Origin of the sequence: Pelagimonas varians, assembly GCF_003208435.1 — a bacterium.
Lineage (GTDB): Bacteria > Pseudomonadota > Alphaproteobacteria > Rhodobacterales > Rhodobacteraceae > Pelagimonas > Pelagimonas varians.
This window is the reverse complement of the sequence record NZ_QKMF01000026.1, coordinates 14396-31624: the sequence shown is the minus strand read 5'-3', so window position 1 is coordinate 31624 and position 17229 is coordinate 14396. Positions and strand designations below refer to the sequence as shown.

Below are 17229 nucleotides of genomic sequence, written 5' to 3'. Positions count from 1 at the left end.
CGTTTTCAGCATATTGGATCGCTTGAGGCAGCACAATACTCCACCCTGAAGAAGTGCATGAGGGAGCAGGTATTTTGCATTTTGACGGACATCTCGTCATGCGGCGACCTTTCGTGGTGGCGCTCGGGTCTGTGGCTTTTGCCCCCGCCTGAAGGTCTCGATGATGCGCATTTGTCCGCCGCAATCGGGGCATGGTTCGCGGAGCGTAAGTGGGATGATCTCTGCGGTTGGCGGATCTTCGTTTTTGACCGGTTCTGCCCCAAGTAACGCGCGGGCTTTTGCGATGTTGGCCTTACGGTTTCCACTCGCCAGCAATCCGTAATGGCGGATGCGGTGGAACCCGTCCGGCAGGACATGGATCAGGAAGCGGCGGATGAACTCGGGTGTAGCCAGCCGTATCACCTTTAGGCGTTCTCCATTCTTGATACGATAGTCTTTCCATCGGAACGCAACCGTGTTGGCATCGGCGCTGACGATGCGGCTGTTGGAGATGGCGACGCGGTGCGTGTAACGGCTGAGATAAGCTAGCCCAGCCTCGGGGCCACCGAAGGGTGGTTTGGCATAAACGACCCATTCCTTTTTGCGCAACGGGGCGAGATATGCCGCAAAGGCCTGCGGTTCTGATAATGCAGCTAGATCACCAAAGAAGTTAAGTTCGCCTGCACGATGCAGAGCCAGCAGCCTTTCGAGGTGCCCAAGCGTCGAAACAGTCGGGATAAAACCCGCACGTGCAGAAAGAACCCCGGCTTGCATGCGACCCAACGGTTGCCGTCTTTCGACAGGCCCCCGCCGGGAACGATCATGTGGACGTGAGGGTGATGGGTGAGAGCCGATCCCCAAGTATGCAGCACGCTGGTCATACCTACCCGCGCACCAAGCCGTTTGGGATCAGCGGCAATGGTGGTCACCGCCTGGGCCGATGCGCGGAACAGCAGTCCGTAGATTGCCTTCTTGTTCCAATACGCGATCCGGGCAATCTCTGCTGGCAGTGTGAAGACCACATGGAAATACTCGATCGGCAGCAGGTCTTCAGCACGCGCCGCCATCCAGTCGCGCGCCGCCGGTCCTTGGCATTTGGGACAATGCCGGTTCTTGCAGGAGTTATAGGCGATATGCTGATGATTGCACTTAGTGCACGCCGCCACATGCCCGCCGAGCGCCTCGGTCCGGCAGGCTTCAATTGACGACATCACTTTGAGCTGGCTCAGGTTGATATGCCCGGCATTGGCCTGCCGGTACGCGGGGCCATAACTGCGGAAAATGTCAGCGATCTCCAGCGTCGGGCGGGACAATGCCGCGCCGATTACTCCAGGCTTCGTTTGAGGGTCTGGTCTTGCAGGCCAGCCAGCATCTCGTAAGGGCTGACGGTGTCTTTGATCGTCTTGGTGGCCACATGGGTGTACTGCGCCGTTGTCGTCAGCTTGGCATGGCCCAGTAGCACCTGAATGACGCGGACATCCGTATTGGCCTCCAACAGATGCGTGGCAAAGCTGTGCCTCAACGTGTGCAGTGTTGCAGGTTTGGAAATGCCCGCCATGTGCTTGGCCGAGGTAAATGCACGGTTCAATTGGCGCGACGAGATCGGGTTAATCTTGGGCTTTCCAGGGAACAGCCAGCCCTCCGGATGCGCTTCCTTCCAATACTCCCGCAACAGGTCGAGCAGACCCGGTGACAACATCACCTTGCGATCCTTGCCGCCTTTGCCCTGATCAACGTGGATCAGCATCCGGTTACTATCAATGTCACTGATCTTGAGGCTGCAAACCTCGGATGCGCGCAGGCCAGCACCATAGGAGATGCTGAGTGCAGCCCGGTACTTCAGCCCCGGTCCCGGCGTCGCCATCAACAGATCAGACACCTCTTGCACGCTGAACACCACCGGCAGCTTCTTCGGCTTGGTCTTGAACTGCATGAAGCACTTCATGTCCTCGCGCCCACAGGTGATGCCGAAAAAGAACCGCAGTGCCACAATGCGGGTGTTAAAGGTCGAAGGCGTCACCCCGGTATCAGTCAAATGCAACTGATACGCGCGCAGTTCCTCGGGCGTGGCAGTATCCGGTGAATGACCAAGGAACGCAGCGAAATCCTTAATCGCTCGGATATGCGACTTCTGGGCTTTATCACCCATCCCGCGAATGCGCATATCCTCCATCATCCGCGCACGCAGCGGGCTCATCTTTTCCTCTGTCATAAAATCCTCCTGTCATCAGAATGAGAAACCTCAATCGTCAGACAGGTCAGCCAGATCGCAAAATGCGGCCAGATCTGGTATCGCTCGAAACGCCAACCACAAGCGCCATTGCCGCGAGAGCGGCTTAGTCCTTGGGCTGACAGCGGAACTTCAAGTGCTTGCGTGTGGCACCCGGCCACCCATGGGGCACTGCAACGGCGGCTCTGCGCAGGGAGCGGAGTTTGCAAAGTCTGGGCGATTTCCCGACAGCGGTCCTTCGAGCCGAGTGCAGCGAGTGGCAAGTCGGAGCCCATTTTGACCGATGCTGCACGATGCATGAACGTCTGCAAAGAAAATAAGCTTTTTTGCATGGATATGATGCGCGGTGCGTTTAAGGTCAAATGACATTTAAAGGGGAGGAAAATAGGCATGGCATTGAAAGTAATTGGGTCTGGCTTTGGCCGGACAGGTACGAAGTCAATCAAGGAAGCGCTCGAAGTTTTGGGCTTTGGTCCCTGTCACCACATGTACGAAATTGTTGAGAATCTTGACCAGCTACCAAACTGGCAGGCGTTGGTCGGTGGGCAGGATCGCGATTGGAACGGCGTATATGAGGGATATTCCAGTCAGGTTGATTGGCCCGGCGCGCATTTCTGGCGGCAATCAATGACCGCGTTTCCAGATGCAAAGGTTCTACATTCTGTCCGTCCACCCGGAAAATGGTGGGCCAGCTTTGATAAGACTATTGGCAAACTGTTGGACGCGTATCCCTCCATGGACGTCCCTCCGCCTATTCGCGAATTGCTCGATATGAATCGCGATTTTATTGGCGAGCAAACGTTCGGCGGGAAGTTCCGAGATCGCGAAGCCGCAATCGCCGCTTTTGAGCAAAGAACACAGGATGTCCGCGCGACTGTGCCCGCTGAAAAGCTGTTAGTCTTTGATGTCGCACAAGGGTGGGAGCCACTATGCGCCTTTCTTGACGTTCCTGTACCCAATACTCCGTTTCCCCACCACAATCTGAGGGCAGACTTTTGGGAAGTTTTGGGTGGTGAACCGTCTTAGCGTGACAAACGACCCCGAATCTCAATTCAAGTCTGTTTGGTTGGAAAGCGGTCATTGGCGCAGCCGCAGCGAAAGCCCGTTTTGTCCGCAGTCCTTCCTTCTGGCCGTCAATAATGCTGCGCAGTGCGTCGAACGGCTGGCCTGATGAAGCTGCATTGCGGCGTTAGGCCTCCCAGCCAAAGGCCGGTTTGGGCCGCTCGCGACTCCCAAGCATTCCTATTAGGGGGCCGGAGCTAGCGACGTGGCACAACGAACGGCCAGTAGAAATATTGTACTCCGCCCAGTTCCGGGTCTTGTACGTCGTCCGTGTCCTGCACTTCGTGGATGTCATCCGCCACGCTTGGGTCGCAGCAGGAAGCCCATCACCCGATTTGTGCAACAAAGAAATTTCAAATGATTGAGCTGTTTCGCGCTTATAAAAAGAGACGAACGACTAACGCTTTGGGTATTGAATTCATTACCTAAACCGGCCAGTTTTTGACGACCTACAAACGTCAAATAGGAAACTGCCCAACTCGTGTCCACGCCAATGACTTTCCCGCTTAAATTCACGAAACCTCCGACCGACATACCGTCAAAAGCGCTGACGAGTGTTCCCTACTTTTTGGAGCGCTACTGTCCTACGGGTGGTCGCAAGCCACAGCCAGTGCTTGCTGGAAGAAGCGTCCTGTCACCGAAAATTGAGCTGAACGATTACAATTGCACCGCTGTTGTCGATTGGCTTGAAGTTTCTCTGGAAACACCCGGTGTCCACCAAGCGGTAAATGTTCACCGTTTCTTAAACAGTAAGCTGAAGGATCTCGGGTCAAACTGCACCTTGCACGTATCCGGTCCTGAGCGAAAATCTGGTTACCGTGGGAGCTATTTCATTGTACGGATTCAACAACCCAACCCGCGGGACGTGGTCCCTTTGTTTCAAAGTGCTATCTTATATTACAAAATAGAAGATACATGCGTCCGATGCCTACCTGTCTCGGGGATTGAGATATCCGTCGACTTCAAAGCCAGAGCAAACGGAAACTGGTCGCGGAGCGAACGCGACCTCAAGAGATGGCAAATACAAGACCTGCTCTTGAGACATCTACGCGTGGCCCCAAATTTGACAGAACTGCAGAAATGTTCCCCGAGGTTTTTCGGCTCAAAACACAAACAGGTTGAGTTTGTTGTACGTCAGACAATACCCAAGCTGGGTTCGAAACTTGCTTCTGCTGGAATTAGGGACAAAAGCGCTTCGGCCTTGATACTATCGGCCTACCATCCTCCACAATTAGACATGACCTACTATGTGGGGTCCAACCAGCAAAGCGTATTGTTGAGGATAATGGACAAAACCTCGGACCGGAGAGATCCGGGCAAATCCGTCGCTGGCAAATTGCCCGAAAATCACTGGCGGGCGAGAATAGAGGTTAGTCTGCTTGAAGAGAACGGTTTGTTCGGTATTCCGAGAGCGCTTGGCATCCATTCGCTCCAGGATTTATTTCGCTACAAGTTCCGAGAGATCAGAAAACTAATATTCGAGTTCTACCTTCCAACCTTTGAAGGGGATGGAACGGCAAAGTTCCATGAAATAGGAACCGGCGTTTTCGAGCTGGAAACATTTCGACGCGGAGGTGTCTACGGACTGGATAGGTTGCATAGATCACTCACATTAGCGGCAACACAAACCGAACTATTCGATGAAAATTCATATCATACTCAAAAACTTGGGAAGAAAGGGCGGCTTGTCTCCTACCCTAATCTAAACAGGAAGGTAGACAGAGCTCTCAAGGCTCTTGAAACGCAGTGGACAACCTAAACATCACTTTCTAGAAAACTGATGCTTTTGTTGCAGTCCGCTGGACTTACCGCGATTCTCTGGGAATGTTCCAAGCAGCTATAGCCAAGCCTGACCAAACACATTAGAAGGAGCTGCGCCGAAACGAAGCTTCACTGGCTGCATTGATCTAATTCAGCGCTGCCCCCAAACGACCGGGCAACTCATGTCACAACCCCTACGGTGCACGATGAGAAAGGCACTAAAGCCTGTGTCCGAACCTGGTCTAAACAGGAAGGTAGACATGACTCTCACAGCTCGCTTGAGACATTTTAAAAGCTCAAAACGGGGACGCCTGAAGCTCCGCTCAGGTGTAGCCAACCGCGGCCTCTAGGGCACGGATTTGCGAAACTTTTGTTGACGGAATCCCCTTATAGAGGGAACGTCCCATTTCCGCCTACCTGAGAGCGTTCAGCCATACAGGCTTAACTGATCCCAAAGTTGAACCCTTAGGACGGACAATCCCTTCAAGCCGATCCCTAATAACTTACTTATCTATCTATCTAAACACTAATCAGCAAAACAAATACAGGCAGGGCGATAGACAAGAAGGGCGGAAGTTTGCGTATTGGGCAGATCACACATTCATTTGCTACGCGGAAATCCATCGCCAAATCCAACATATGCAATCTGCCCGCTAGCCAACCTCTCTAGCTGCTCTTTCCTTTCGAGCCTTCTGCCTCAATCAACTTCAGAACCGGTTTCAGATACGTCCATAACGGTTCGATAGCATCAACAATCCCGCTGGCTTCGGCCGATCTCATTAAACCCAGCACTTTCATCTCCGTCTCGCTAAATGGCAGCCCAAGAACGTCCACCAACACTTCGCGTGTTCCCGGGTGATATTCTTCAATGGCGGTCATAAGGAAGGCTTGTGCGTCCATGTCCAAGGTTTTGGAAAAGGCCGGAATCCTGTTCAATGGAACCCTTGTAATGCCTTGTTTCATCATGCTGATGACATTGGCGTTATTCATCCCGATCCGGTCAGCGATCTCCCTTTGGGTCATGTCAGAAGCATCAATCGCCTCGGAAAGCATCTTTGCTGTTGGGCTCGTGGTCATTTCTATCACCTCGTGATTTTGTTTCGATGTGTTGTGATAGAGAATTGTGACACGTCCTTATCTAGGCGCGCCCAATCACCGCCGAACGAAGGGCAGACACGCGCCAGAGTCACCACAAGCCCCACTAGACCACCCCAACGGGTGCTTGCCTGGGGTGAGCTAAGGTTTTCAGCTGACCGCGCCTTGTGCCGCCCCTGGGGCCGCGCGAGTTCAGCCTGCCATCATGCAGCGGTCATTCACTTTGTCCGTGCCACTATAAGGATTGCAGCAGGATCTGGATTTGAAGCAAGGCACTCCGCCCATAGCAGGACAGCACGGTCCTAGGACTTCGTGTCAGGCGGACTGATGTGGAAAGATAGCGCAATGGCTGGCGGGCCCGCCTTTCCCGAGAGCTCGGGCACGCCCCACTCCATAATTCAGTTTGGCTACGGACATGCTTTACTCCCATTCCAAATGTTCGAAGACAGCCTGTGCGTTGAGGACACCCGTAAGGACACCAGACAAATAGCGCGACGCAATCGCGTTCATAGTCGCACCATCCAACAGCGCCTCTGCGACAATTAGCTCATTCAAATCCTATGGCCAGCGAGGACACCTAAGACCATCAACACCCTCTCCCTGCAAGCAAGGATCATGAACTGATCAACGGGCACTTCCTTCGGCCAGAAACCACCCCGCAACCCAACCGCTCACGCCCCGGTAATTAATCCGGCACCATACCCGCTTTCTTGCGGCTTCGCGTTCAGCAGGCGAAGCCGCTTCCCACTCAGCGTAGCTGAAACCACCTTGGCATCCGAGGTTCTCAATACCGTCTCCGCTCGGTGAAATTGTCCCGATGATGGCGGACCGCGCTGTAGGCTGTGAACGAATGTTAAGAACATCGCTTGAGGCGACACCAACAATTCGAAAATAGTCCGGCCCGGATGCATCTGCGCTGGCCGAAAGAGGTGAAAACAAAAGGGCAACAAGCGCCAAGCTTACAAAACGTCTTTCCATGAGAATGCTTCCACTGGTTTATTTTGAAAAACTGATCGAATTTATTGGAATTCCAGAGATCTTTCATACTCGAAATCCGGGATAATTAAGTTGATGCAGGTATCTTGATACTTTGCACCCGGATATACATCTACGATCCGGATTCTAAGTTCGTGGTACTCAATGGGACCCGGAAGATTTAACACCACTTCACTGGATGTATCTGGCAACACAGTTCGAATACGATCACCCCGGTCCGTCAAAACATCGATGGACCGAGCCCGCCCGTTGCTTCGGTAGGTATCGGTCGATTTGGCATAGCCATTGTGTATCAACAAACGACGGAACGGAATTCCGTCTTCTATCCTGACGTATATTTCCTGCCCTTCACCATTGCCTGCGACACCTTCGCACCAAGCAGTACGAAAATTGCCATCGAACAGGTTCTCTGGCCCATAGGTGTTGCCGGATTGAGGAGCTAGCACCGACGAGGCGCAATAGAGTTGGCTCCTTACCAGCTCAGTTGCCCCCATTTGCGCACAACTCTGTCCGGCAAAGACGGGCATGCCAAATAAAAGAAGAGCACCAAGCGTCATGTGTTTTGTAAGATTGATCATCTTAAACACCTCTGAACTTCAAAATCCACTCTCCTATCGAAACAACCACTGTCCAATGAATTCTAAACGCGCCTTCATGGTCATGTAATAACCGCATGCATGGGACATATTCCCCCATGATCTGCGTCAAAGGGAAAAGGAGTTTGTCGGACGGCAGTGTCTAAACAGCGGCTCCACCCACCAGCGACGCAGGCAGACTCTGTGCGCGTCTCCGTGCGCGGGTGCCTGCACGGCAGCGCAAAAATCGCCAAACGCAACCAGAACTCGAGCCACGCACTCTGGCGCACAATCTATCACTGGGGGAGCATTGAATACCCTACCCCTTAGAGAAAACGCCAAATTGGTACGGGTTTAATACGGGGTTAGAGCGGGGAAAACCGACAAACCGAGCATTTCTCGATCAAACACGCACCCTACCCTGTTCCGCCGAGCTATATCGCCGAGATCCTTCGTGTAAGGGTTTGGTCCGGCCAACTTGGCGATGCCAATGAACGTCCACTCAAAACGACCCTACACTTATGGTTAGTCTGTCGCTTTAAGTGCCGCCTTTGCCTGTGTATCCGTCGTCTTTGCCACGTCTGACTTTGCTTCAAACCTCTTGAGTGACCGTCCCACAGAACTCGCCGTCCAAAGATTATTACGCGTTGTGCGCAGCCCGGCTTCACTTGCTGCGTCGGCGAGCTGTGTCAGAGTGACTTCCCTGGTTTCATCCTGAAGCTTGTCGCGCAAGTCGGTCAATTCAAGCGCTTTCTCATTTGCAGCCTTTGATCGGACGGACTTTGAAATAGCCTTGGCTTTCTGCGTCTGACTTTGCCGGTCTTCAAGTGAACGCGGTTTGCGAGGCGTAGGGGCGCGGACGTATTTGATAGGGCTTTCAGTGACGCAAAGAAGCAACAGTTGATTTTGGGAGAAGCGCCCAAGCCGCATTCCTGTTTTCAAATCGATGAACTGATCTTTGAACACACGTAGCTCTTCCAGAAACTGACCCACTTCTGTTCCCGCGTAGTGTGCGAACAGTCGTCGAAAATCGTCAATAATGACGGTAGTGTCATTGTCTTGGGCAACCTTCAAAACGTGCTCAAGCTTGGGCAAGTCTTTCAAAGACCGATGCTGCCTTGCGTAATCGGCGACGAAAACAAACGCCTCAGGCTTGCCTTTCTCCGCAATGAAACTTTCCAAATTTGCGAGCTGTTGCCTGACGGCGGGATGATCTCTGATCGGGCCCTTTGGCTTCGGACCATGCGTGAGTAATAGATAAGCGATTGGCATTTTGGACCTTAACGTTGCAGCAACACAAACGCCGCCAATTGGAGTGTTACAGATAATCAGACCAGATGGAAAGGCACAGGTATCGCATGCTGATCCTGACGAACAGAAATCACAAGACTGGCGGAAAATACCCGAAGGACGATTTTCCCTCTCCTATAGTAGAAGGTCATCAATCAGCCCGAGAGAACAACATGCCCCGTCCGTCCAAAACCCTGTCCGATGCCTGCCAAAGTTGGCTCAAATCCTGTGAGCGCAACGAATTGGAGCGCTCGACAATGAAAGCCTATCGCAGCCATGCCCGGATCCACATTGAACCGAAGATCGGCGATCTCCTGCTCACCACTCTGTCCCGCGGAGACGTGCGTGATTTTATGGATGATCTTGTCGACAACGGAGTTTCCCTCGCGCAGGTCAAGAAAATCATGGTTAGCCTTCGCGCGATCCTGACAGAGGCTGTTGAGCGTGAATGGGCGTCTCACAACGTGGCTGCCGAGATCAAAGTCAAGCGCAGCGCCCGCAAAGACGGAAAGCGCGTGGTCGTCCCTACCAAACACGAGATCAGAAGCATCATCGAGAACGCCCCCGCCTCGCATCGCGCCATGTTCATCACCGCAATCTTCACTGGTATGCGAATTTCCGAATTGAGAGGGCTTGCCTGGGAGGCCGTAGATTTCGACCGAAAGGTGATCCGCGTCTGTCAGCGGGCTGACGAATACTGCGAGATCGGGCTGCCAAAAAGCCGGGCGGGCACACGAGAGATCCCAATGGCTCCGACCGTGTTTTCTGAGCTGTCCATTTGGCAGAAAAATGCACCTGAGAGCGCGTTGGGGCTCGTGTTTCCCAATTCTGTTGGAAAAGTGCAGAACTACTCCAACATTTACAACCGCGTCTTTAAGCCGATGTTGGTAGCCGAAGGAATTGTTGGAGAAAACGGCCAGGCAAAATTCGGCATTCATGCCCTGCGCCACGCGGCCGCGTCACTCTTCATTGAGCAAGCCTGGAATCCGAAGAAGATTCAAACGCTGCTCGGCCATGCATCAATTACGATGACAATGGACGTTTACGGGCACCTATTTGAGAACGCCGAAGAGGATGTATCCATGTTCGAGAAACTTGATCGCGAATTAATGGACGCGGGAGTATCCGAAACTCTGTGTATGGGGTTCAGCCCATGCGGTTGATACGGGTCATCCGTTGAAGATGGCCATCGCGTTCCGCACACCGCCCAAGGGCTGCATCCATCACACGGACCGCGGCAGCCAAGGCGGATTCAATCGGTCGTCGCAACGGTTTCAAGATGGAGACGGTTATGACGACACACAAACGAGCCTCAGATCAAAGTACGCGAAGAAAACTAAGTTCACCGGGAAGGCCGAAAGCGGCGCATCGAAAGCAACACGTAATGTTCTGGAAGCTGATCGGCAAAGGACTTTCCAGCGAAGATGCGGCGGTTCAGGTTGGCGCGTCTGCCCCGGTTGGCGGTCGTTGGTTTCGGGAGGCTGGAGGCATGCCACCATCGCAATATTCAAAGTCTTCGCCGCCACTAACGGGGCGGTACCTATCCTTCGCTGAGCGTGAGGAGATTTCTTTATACCGTGCGCAGGGTCTTGGCGTTTGTGTCATTGCGCGCAAAATAGGACGGGCGGCATCGACGATATCAAGGGAGTTGCGCCGTAATGCTGCAACACGCAGCGGCGGTTTTGAGTACCGCGCAACGACGGCGCAATGGCATGCAAACCGCGCGGCAAGGCGTCCTAAAGTTACAAAGCTGGCTCAGAACCCGATTTTGCGCCAGTATATCGAAGACCGGCTGTCTGGTAATGTGACAGGTCCAGACGGCGACATTGTACCTGGCCCTGATGTTGCTTGGACCAAACGTCGATCCGTGCGGCGTCAGCACCGTCGTTGGGCAACAGCTTGGTCGCCTGAACAAATTGCACGACGCTTGCCGCGAGACTATCCGGAAGATCCCTCAATGCGCATCAGCCCTGAAACCATTTATCAGGCCTTGTTTATTCAGGGACGTGGCGCACTGCGCCGCGAGCTCGTCACGTGCTTACGTTCAGGCCGCGCTTTACGGGTGCCACGGGCCCGCCGAAAAGGGAGTGGAAGAAGCTTTGTACCAGATGAAATCATGATCAGTGAACGTCCGGCTGAAGTTGCTGATCGCGCTGTGCCGGGCCACTGGGAAGGGGATTTAATCCTTGGCTTGAAAAGCTCCGCTATCGGGACGCTCGTTGAACGCAAAACCCGCTTCACCCTTCTATTGCACCTGCCACCGATGCCGGGTCACGGCGATGGCCCGCGCCGGAGAAACGGCCCCGCTCTTGAAGGGCATGGTGCCGAAGCTGTGCGAGATGCCATCGCCAAATCCATTCAACATTTGCCCGGCCATCTGCGCAAATCGCTAACCTGGGATCAGGGTGCTGAAATGGCGCAACATCATAAGCTCAAAGACCAGGCTGGGATCGATGTCTATTTTTGCGACCCAAGCAGCCCATGGCAACGCGGTACGAATGAAAATACCAACGGTCTCCTACGACAATACTTCCCAAAGGGTTCCTGTCTTGCGGGTTACTCTCAGAAAGACTTGGATGACGTCGCACGGCATTTGAATGGACGCCCACGAAAAACCTTGGGCTTCCAGTCACCATCTAATAGATTAGAGCAAGTGTTGCGATGACCGGCTGAATCCATCGGGTCCACTCGTAGAGTTTAAGCGGCTGTTGTCAGTTTCATAGCGGGTGTGACACCGTCGACGACCATGCCGGGTCGCTCGTTTCTATTGGTCCACAGCCATTCCGTCGCCTAGTCTTGTGCCTCATCTATGGTTTCGAAAATGTACTGCCCGCCCACTCACCACGAACCTTGCGTTTGTAGCGCTTGAAATACGCGTTCTGCTTTGGCTTGCCGGGTTTGATGTGTTCTAGCCGCAACATTCTCGTCAATTTATCAGTAACTTAGGTCAAAACTGACTGTCCCACCGAGCTTCAGGTGAATAATCTGGGTACAAGTTGCGCAAGTGAAACCCGTAGGTAGTTCACTAGAAGAACTTCACTGAATGCACGGTAGCAAATGAAGTTAGTGATATTAGGTTCATCAGTTAGCGAACAGGCTTTGAATCATGCCACCAAAAAAGTCATAGGCTACGCTGAGGTATTGTGCCGCGAATATATGACTGATCTAAGATTGAGTGATATTCGTCAGATCACCTGTCCGGGCAACCCGGCATCGGTGTCTATCGTCAGTTTTTTTGGGACCAAAGGCCAACCATGCACTAACTTTCAATTTGGACCACTCAGGCGGGGCTGCTCAAGTGTTTTGTTGGCTCGACCAACAATACGCCGATCTGATCGACCGCAAATCCGTTCTTCTGAAATTACTCGTCTGTCTTTGCCTGACGCGCAGCGTTTAAAGCACGCATGACAATCGCGTTACATCAACGATTTCGCCATTTGCTTTTGCCTGGCCGGCGCTACTTTAATTGTTGGTGGAAATAGGAATTTCAAATGCTCTTTGCGATATCTGTGGCGCTGTTCGCCGCCCTGACGACCGCCGCTTCAGCAGGGCCGATCAACTTTGCCAATGGTTGGCAGGAACAACGATTGCCCCTGTTAGGGTAGAACGACTACCGATTTGGAACCAATCTAACTTTGATCTCAGGTTGTCCGCCCAGAGCATTTCCTGTGTCTTCGACGCAGGCCGCAAAGGTGCAATCATCAGGGTGAAAGCCGCGATTTTCAATTTCACAGGATGCCCCATCTTACAGCTCTCCTTTAAGTGGAGCTTATACGGTAACTCAGCCACCCCAAAATGCCTGCATTGGCCGTGGGCATCGCTGCTGCGACCCAAGGCCATAACACTTCTGGAAACACATCTGTCAAAAAGTTCCACGGCCAGCCCAAGGGGATAAGAAAAATACCGGAGAGCGGGTCGCGCGCGGCACCAAAAAGCCCGAAAGTTCCGACCAAAAATAAGGCCAGCGCAACTATATAAAGCCCAATGAAAACCCAGAAAATAATCTTGAACGTCCTTTGCATCATCCTGTCACAACTCCGAGAGGATCTTCGCACAACTCATTGAATATCATACCGAAAAAGCGCGGAATCCTTACCGTTATCAGTGATAATAAACAGCTCAGTTCCATCAGCGCTAAGCGCAACGCCTTCAGGGTTGGATACATGTTGCAGACCGCTCTCAGACATCCAACTCAATGGATATCGATACACAGTCCCATCTTGCAAATCGCGGAAAAAGACGGCTTGATCTGTGTCGCTCAATATCCACTGGCCGTCTCGGCTCGGATCACTTGCGATCCCCGAGATATCCATTTTCCGGTCGTTTTTTCGGGGGCTGATCAGCCCGGCATCCCGTCCGAGCATCTCGATTGACAAGATTGTGGAAAGATCCGCAGAGATCGCGATTATCATTCGGGGCTCGCGCTCTTTGATGACATAGATGGTCCCAGTTTCAGGCGCGACAGTGATGCCTTCGAGCCCGTTCTTCTTCCAGTTAGTGTCAAAGTCCGAGAGCAACTTTGAGAAACCGCCCATCTCAGATAACGGATAGCGCGAGATTTCTGATAGATCGTTGAGATCAATGGAAGTGATTTCAGTTTTCTTTTCTGACACAACCAGAAGTCTCGCACGGGCGGTATCTTCGATCACGCCTTCAAGATCATGGACGCCTTTGCCCAGTGGAATGACTGTAACGACAGTACCTTTGACATCCAATCCCAAGACAAATGGATGATCGTCGCTGACAGTCCAAAAAGGCACAGTATGCCCTGTGGAAAGGCCTGAAGGTTCGGTAAGGCCTTCGCTCTTGTCGTATGCACCCAGTCGTTCTTCAAATGTCAGAGTAGGAACATCCTGCGCTACAACTTCAGTGGCCCCCCAGAGGAGTGCACAGCAAAAAAATGAAACGGACCTTAGGGTCATATGATCGTGCCGACACCAAGGACAAACTGACGCAAAGGGGGGAATGCCCCTATTCAAGATGCCAATCCAGAATACCAAGCGTTTCATCTGACTGCATGGCAGAAAGAAGCGCCACAAGGTTTCCACGCCCGTCCTGTGCATTCGTGGCCAGAGTAATCTCGGCCATCGATTTGAATTTTGGTTTGGTCACGGTGACCCAAACAAAGCCCTTTTCCGAGAGGCTTTTCTTGAGACCGTCGAGCGCCTGAGAGTAATTAAGGTCCTCGCGGAATTTGACCTCCAGGACAAGATCTTGGCGTCCGCCAAAAACCCAGAGCACTATCCATGCCGCAAGTGCCGCCGAAGCAGCCATGACCGGAAGATCAAGTCCAATTGTCAGACCGATTAATGACACAAGTATCAATTGAGCAGCGTTTGAGATGGACATCGTCTCCATCCTGAACCGAAACAGGCCCCCTACTCCAAAGACAACAAATCCAATGAGATACCCGTGGTGTACGACTAGAAAACCCACAAGCATGCCAATCAGCCCATATAGAAAAAGCGCACGCGGCACACGCCAGTTGCGTTTGCCTTGTACATGCTCCCGGTTTTGGGGATGAAAAGCCAAGAATGTGGTCAAGATGAGTGTTTCGACAACACCCAAACCAAATTGGATCATCTCTTTTACATTGAGGATTTGTGCCCAACCCTTGCCATCAATCGTTACCTCTGGCGGTAGGGTCAAGACGCCGTCAATGGGCTGTGACTGCGCAAGTGCCGGTAAGGTCGGGAAAATCACCAGAATGAAAATGATCAACGTCACACCAAAGCGCAATAGTGCTGTTGCGCCGCTGTTATCAGTCACATTGCCAAAAGGTTGCGCCAAATATCGTTTTTGAAGTGTCACTCTGTGCTCGCCTATTGTGCCTTGGACAGACTAATATTTGGCAGGTTTGCAAGATCAATCCGGTTCAAAACACCCTGCGGTGTCGTCAGCTTTGCAGGAAGGCTATTTGCGTTTGTTCTGCGTGTGTAATCGGCCCCCCCATAATGTGACAACCCCAGTGATCCGTCCGACGTGATGTCGATGACCGTGAAACCGCGAACGCTGCGGTTGTTTTGCCCGATTAAACGGCGTGGACCGGCACCAATGCAAGACTGGGATACATAAGCAATGCCGCTGGATGCGCCGGGGTAATACGCATGGTGATGCCCGCTGAGATGCATATCGACGCCAGTTTTAGCAAGAAGGGTCGTCACCTTGGGATCGGATATGATCTCGGTTTCTCGCCCTTGGGCAAAAGACCAGAGGGGAATGTGACTGAAAATGACGCGTGTCTCAGGTCCATCGTTCATAATCCGAGCGAGCCACTGATCCTGATCAAAACCGAGCGTGCCCAACGTTGTGATGTCAAGAGACGCAAAACGAACCCCTCCCAAATCGAAAGCGTAGTTGAACGGATAATTTTGGTCATCGACAAACGGCACTGCGGGTCGGCGTCCGCGCCATTCTGCGGCAAAAATTTCCCGTTCCCGTTCAAAGCCTCCATAGGCTGATGCATCGTGATTTCCGGGCGTAACAGCAAGCGGAATACCTGCCTTGCGTAAAGGGTTGCTGACCGCTTTGTGAAAACCTTTCCACATGGCGCGGATCTCTGCCGCATTCAGTTGCGGTCGGCGTTGCCCCGCGACCATATCCCCGGTTGCCAGAACCAAATCTGGTTCCAGGGCGATTATGGCGTCAATGGCACGTGTTACTCCTGATCCATATTCGGTGGATCCATATGATCCGTTCAGATCCGAAATAACCGCGACTTTATATGATTTAGCGCTGGCGAAGCCTGCGACACCGAACCAGAAGCAGACCGAAACAAGGACAGCAAGATTACGCGCCATCGCACGTCACATTGTCAGCCGTTACCTGTCTTGTTTCAAAGAACCTTTTGGGGTTGAGGTCAAATCTGAGATTTCCATTCTCGCAACTAGAGCGCAGGATATCCGTTGCCAGTTTTGTATTTTTCACAATCTGTGAAATCTGACTTTCGGTCAGCCCAAGGCTGCTTGCTGTCCACTGCCAGATTGGACCTTGCGCCTGAAGGTCACGATCCAGCGCCATCAATTTTCTATAGACTTCCGCGTCGAAATGGCGAAGCTTTTCTAACATCTGCGTGCTCTTTGCAAAGTTCGCATACTGGACACGCCCACCTGCGTCATTGTCGCTCAGATTGGTCCGGCGGAGTAGCTGCGCACCGGCAGGTACATCGCCGTCTTTGGGCGCATGATGTTTCGCACGTTTGTGCGTCAGCTCATCGGATTCCAGCCAATAGTAGTAGGGTGTGAAGTCGATGTTTCCGACTCGGTCCTGCTGGCTAAAGATAAAATCCAGTAGCACAATTTCCGAGATTTCGCGCATCCAGAACGCCATTTGTTGCGGTGAAACGTCTTTGCCAAGGTCCTTGTTGATCTGGCTGTTTTGGCGTCCCCTTTTTAGGCCGGCGTTGATGGCTTGATCCAACGGCGATGCGTCGCGTAAAGCAAGAAATGCAGGCGTTTCTTGAAAATCCAGGTTCTGGCCTTTGCCCCAGCCCGATTTCCGTGTGCCGTTGATCTCTGATCCATAGCGGTGTCCAGGGCTGTCGAGCAACACACCATAAATTTGTTTGCGATCCGCGGTAAAGATATCATCCGTGGGCTTATAGATCCCCGGGTTTTGCTCGGCCTCTACCACATAACGCCAACCTTCATGATTCATGCGTGCACCATGGTTGTGGCCCGACAAGGCCAAACCGGGCTGTGCCACCTCGCTGGCGTGGGTTTTCGCGTCTGTAGAACGCCAGACGGCGACGGGCACTTTCACCGTCGTACCAAAATAGCGAGAGAAGTGATAATACAGCAGGGGCGACGCCGAGAAGGTCCCGCTAGTTCCCGATTGGTTCATCGTGATTTTAAACTTAGCGAGCGTATCACCTGCTAGCGCGCTTGCAGATTTGCCTTCCTTGCAGGCGTTGCGCTCAAACTCGGATCGGTTGTTTGCATAGGGTCCGTTGCGCACGTCATAGATCATGGTGCCTGGGCTGGTACTCCAGGTTTTCGGGCAAAGGGCCACAGTGGGGGCATGCAAGTCGATGTCGCAATACGCTGCTTCGTCGGTCAGATCGTGCTTTGAATACTCACCGCCGGGAATTGATATGATGCGCACGCAGCGTTCCGTAAGCCCGTTCGGACTGGAAAAAAGGGTTTCTGCTCCCTTTACGGCATCAGATGCAAATGCTGGCGCCGTAAAGGCGACAAAACAGGCGATGGTGGCGCACAAGTTTTGTATCATATCCTCTCCTGA

Annotated in this window: 14 protein-coding genes and 2 pseudogenes; 4 read left to right on the top strand and 12 right to left on the bottom strand. The window is 52.7% G+C overall.

From position 1 onward, the window contains the following. Positions 1–96: 96 nt before the first annotated feature. Both C8N36_RS22115 and C8N36_RS22110 read right to left on the bottom strand, forming a co-directional pair. A pseudogene (locus tag C8N36_RS22115) lies at positions 97–1292 on the bottom strand (IS91 family transposase). Positions 1293–1303: 11 nt separating this feature from the next. Then, positions 1304–2191 carry a tyrosine-type recombinase/integrase gene (locus tag C8N36_RS22110; RefSeq protein ID WP_097806885.1) on the bottom strand — a complete coding sequence of 296 codons (888 nt, stop codon included), beginning with the start codon at positions 2189–2191 and terminating at the stop codon, positions 1304–1306. A 408-nt stretch (positions 2192–2599) separates the two neighbouring features. Between C8N36_RS22110 and C8N36_RS22100 the strand changes: the two genes are divergently transcribed. Together C8N36_RS22100 and C8N36_RS24015 are read left to right on the top strand one after the other, a co-directional pair. After that, positions 2600–3235: a sulfotransferase family protein gene (locus tag C8N36_RS22100; RefSeq protein WP_097806883.1), complete on the top strand. Its 636-nt coding sequence runs from the start codon at positions 2600–2602 to the stop codon at positions 3233–3235. Between the two features lie 1099 nt (positions 3236–4334). After that, a complete protein-coding gene (locus C8N36_RS24015; RefSeq protein ID WP_146227694.1) occupies positions 4335–5030 on the top strand; it encodes a hypothetical protein in 696 nt (231 codons plus the stop codon). Between the two features lie 668 nt (positions 5031–5698). On the opposite strand, the gene C8N36_RS24010 is transcribed toward C8N36_RS24015, so the two are convergent. The 5 genes from C8N36_RS24010 to C8N36_RS22070 all read right to left on the bottom strand — a co-directional run bounded on the left by C8N36_RS24010 (position 5699) and on the right by C8N36_RS22070 (position 8970). Beyond that, a complete protein-coding gene (locus C8N36_RS24010; protein WP_141468243.1) occupies positions 5699–6118 on the bottom strand; it encodes a helix-turn-helix domain-containing protein in 420 nt (139 codons plus the stop codon). 429 nt (positions 6119–6547) lie between these two features. Beyond that, a complete protein-coding gene (locus tag C8N36_RS24720) occupies positions 6548–6682 on the bottom strand; it encodes a hypothetical protein (RefSeq protein WP_255253634.1) in 135 nt (44 codons plus the stop codon). A gap of 69 nt (positions 6683–6751) precedes the next feature. Continuing rightward, a complete protein-coding gene (locus C8N36_RS22080; protein ID WP_097806879.1) occupies positions 6752–7105 on the bottom strand; it encodes an SH3 domain-containing protein in 354 nt (117 codons plus the stop codon). Positions 7106–7146: 41 nt separating this feature from the next. Then, on the bottom strand, positions 7147–7701 hold the full coding sequence (locus tag C8N36_RS22075) for a discoidin domain-containing protein (RefSeq protein WP_097806878.1): 555 nt from the start codon (positions 7699–7701) through the stop codon (positions 7147–7149). A 522-nt stretch (positions 7702–8223) separates the two neighbouring features. Beyond that, positions 8224–8970: a hypothetical protein gene (locus C8N36_RS22070; RefSeq protein ID WP_097806877.1), complete on the bottom strand. Its 747-nt coding sequence runs from the start codon at positions 8968–8970 to the stop codon at positions 8224–8226. A gap of 86 nt (positions 8971–9056) precedes the next feature. Between C8N36_RS22070 and C8N36_RS22065 the strand changes: the two genes are divergently transcribed. Then, on the top strand, positions 9057–10151 hold the full coding sequence (locus C8N36_RS22065) for a tyrosine-type recombinase/integrase (protein WP_245911028.1): 1095 nt from the start codon (positions 9057–9059) through the stop codon (positions 10149–10151). Positions 10152–10279: 128 nt separating this feature from the next. After that, positions 10280–11653, top strand: coding sequence for an IS30 family transposase (locus tag C8N36_RS22055; RefSeq protein ID WP_170125956.1), 1374 nt, complete (start codon positions 10280–10282; stop codon positions 11651–11653). Between the two features lie 32 nt (positions 11654–11685). Here the strand turns inward: C8N36_RS22055 and C8N36_RS22050 are convergent. The 5 genes and pseudogenes from C8N36_RS22050 to C8N36_RS22030 all read right to left on the bottom strand — a co-directional run. After that, positions 11686–11894, bottom strand: a pseudogene (locus C8N36_RS22050) (integrase core domain-containing protein); the annotation flags it as partial. Positions 11895–13046: 1152 nt separating this feature from the next. After that, complete coding sequence (locus C8N36_RS22040; RefSeq protein ID WP_170125955.1) at positions 13047–13997, bottom strand: SdiA-regulated domain-containing protein; 951 nt, start codon at positions 13995–13997, stop codon at positions 13047–13049. Further along, positions 13960–14799, bottom strand: a complete 840-nt coding sequence (locus C8N36_RS24005; RefSeq protein WP_170125954.1) for a hypothetical protein — start codon at positions 14797–14799, stop codon at positions 13960–13962. The genes C8N36_RS22040 and C8N36_RS24005 overlap by 38 nt, the downstream gene beginning before the upstream one ends. A gap of 11 nt (positions 14800–14810) precedes the next feature. After that, entirely contained in the window at positions 14811–15788 is a 978-nt protein-coding gene (locus C8N36_RS22035; protein WP_097806875.1) for a metallophosphoesterase family protein, read from the bottom strand. Next, on the bottom strand, positions 15778–17217 hold the full coding sequence (locus C8N36_RS22030) for a hypothetical protein (protein WP_097806874.1): 1440 nt from the start codon (positions 17215–17217) through the stop codon (positions 15778–15780). The genes C8N36_RS22035 and C8N36_RS22030 overlap by 11 nt, the downstream gene beginning before the upstream one ends. Positions 17218–17229 lie beyond the last annotated feature (12 nt).

Coding starts and splice junctions, on each gene's coding strand:
- C8N36_RS22100 (WP_097806883.1), top strand. CDS start 2,600: ATGGCATTGAAAGTAATTGGGTCTGGCTTTGGCCGGACAGGTACGAAG.
- C8N36_RS22055 (WP_170125956.1), top strand. CDS start 10,280: ATGACGACACACAAACGAGCCTCAGATCAAAGTACGCGAAGAAAACTA.
- C8N36_RS22065 (WP_245911028.1), top strand. CDS start 9,057: ATGCTGATCCTGACGAACAGAAATCACAAGACTGGCGGAAAATACCCG.
- C8N36_RS22075 (WP_097806878.1), bottom strand. CDS start 7,701: ATGATCAATCTTACAAAACACATGACGCTTGGTGCTCTTCTTTTATTT.
- C8N36_RS22035 (WP_097806875.1), bottom strand. CDS start 15,788: ATGGCGCGTAATCTTGCTGTCCTTGTTTCGGTCTGCTTCTGGTTCGGT.
- C8N36_RS22070 (WP_097806877.1), bottom strand. CDS start 8,970: ATGCCAATCGCTTATCTATTACTCACGCATGGTCCGAAGCCAAAGGGC.
- C8N36_RS22110 (WP_097806885.1), bottom strand. CDS start 2,191: ATGACAGAGGAAAAGATGAGCCCGCTGCGTGCGCGGATGATGGAGGAT.
- C8N36_RS22040 (WP_170125955.1), bottom strand. CDS start 13,997: ATGAAACGCTTGGTATTCTGGATTGGCATCTTGAATAGGGGCATTCCC.
- C8N36_RS22080 (WP_097806879.1), bottom strand. CDS start 7,105: ATGGAAAGACGTTTTGTAAGCTTGGCGCTTGTTGCCCTTTTGTTTTCA.
- C8N36_RS22030 (WP_097806874.1), bottom strand. CDS start 17,217: ATGATACAAAACTTGTGCGCCACCATCGCCTGTTTTGTCGCCTTTACG.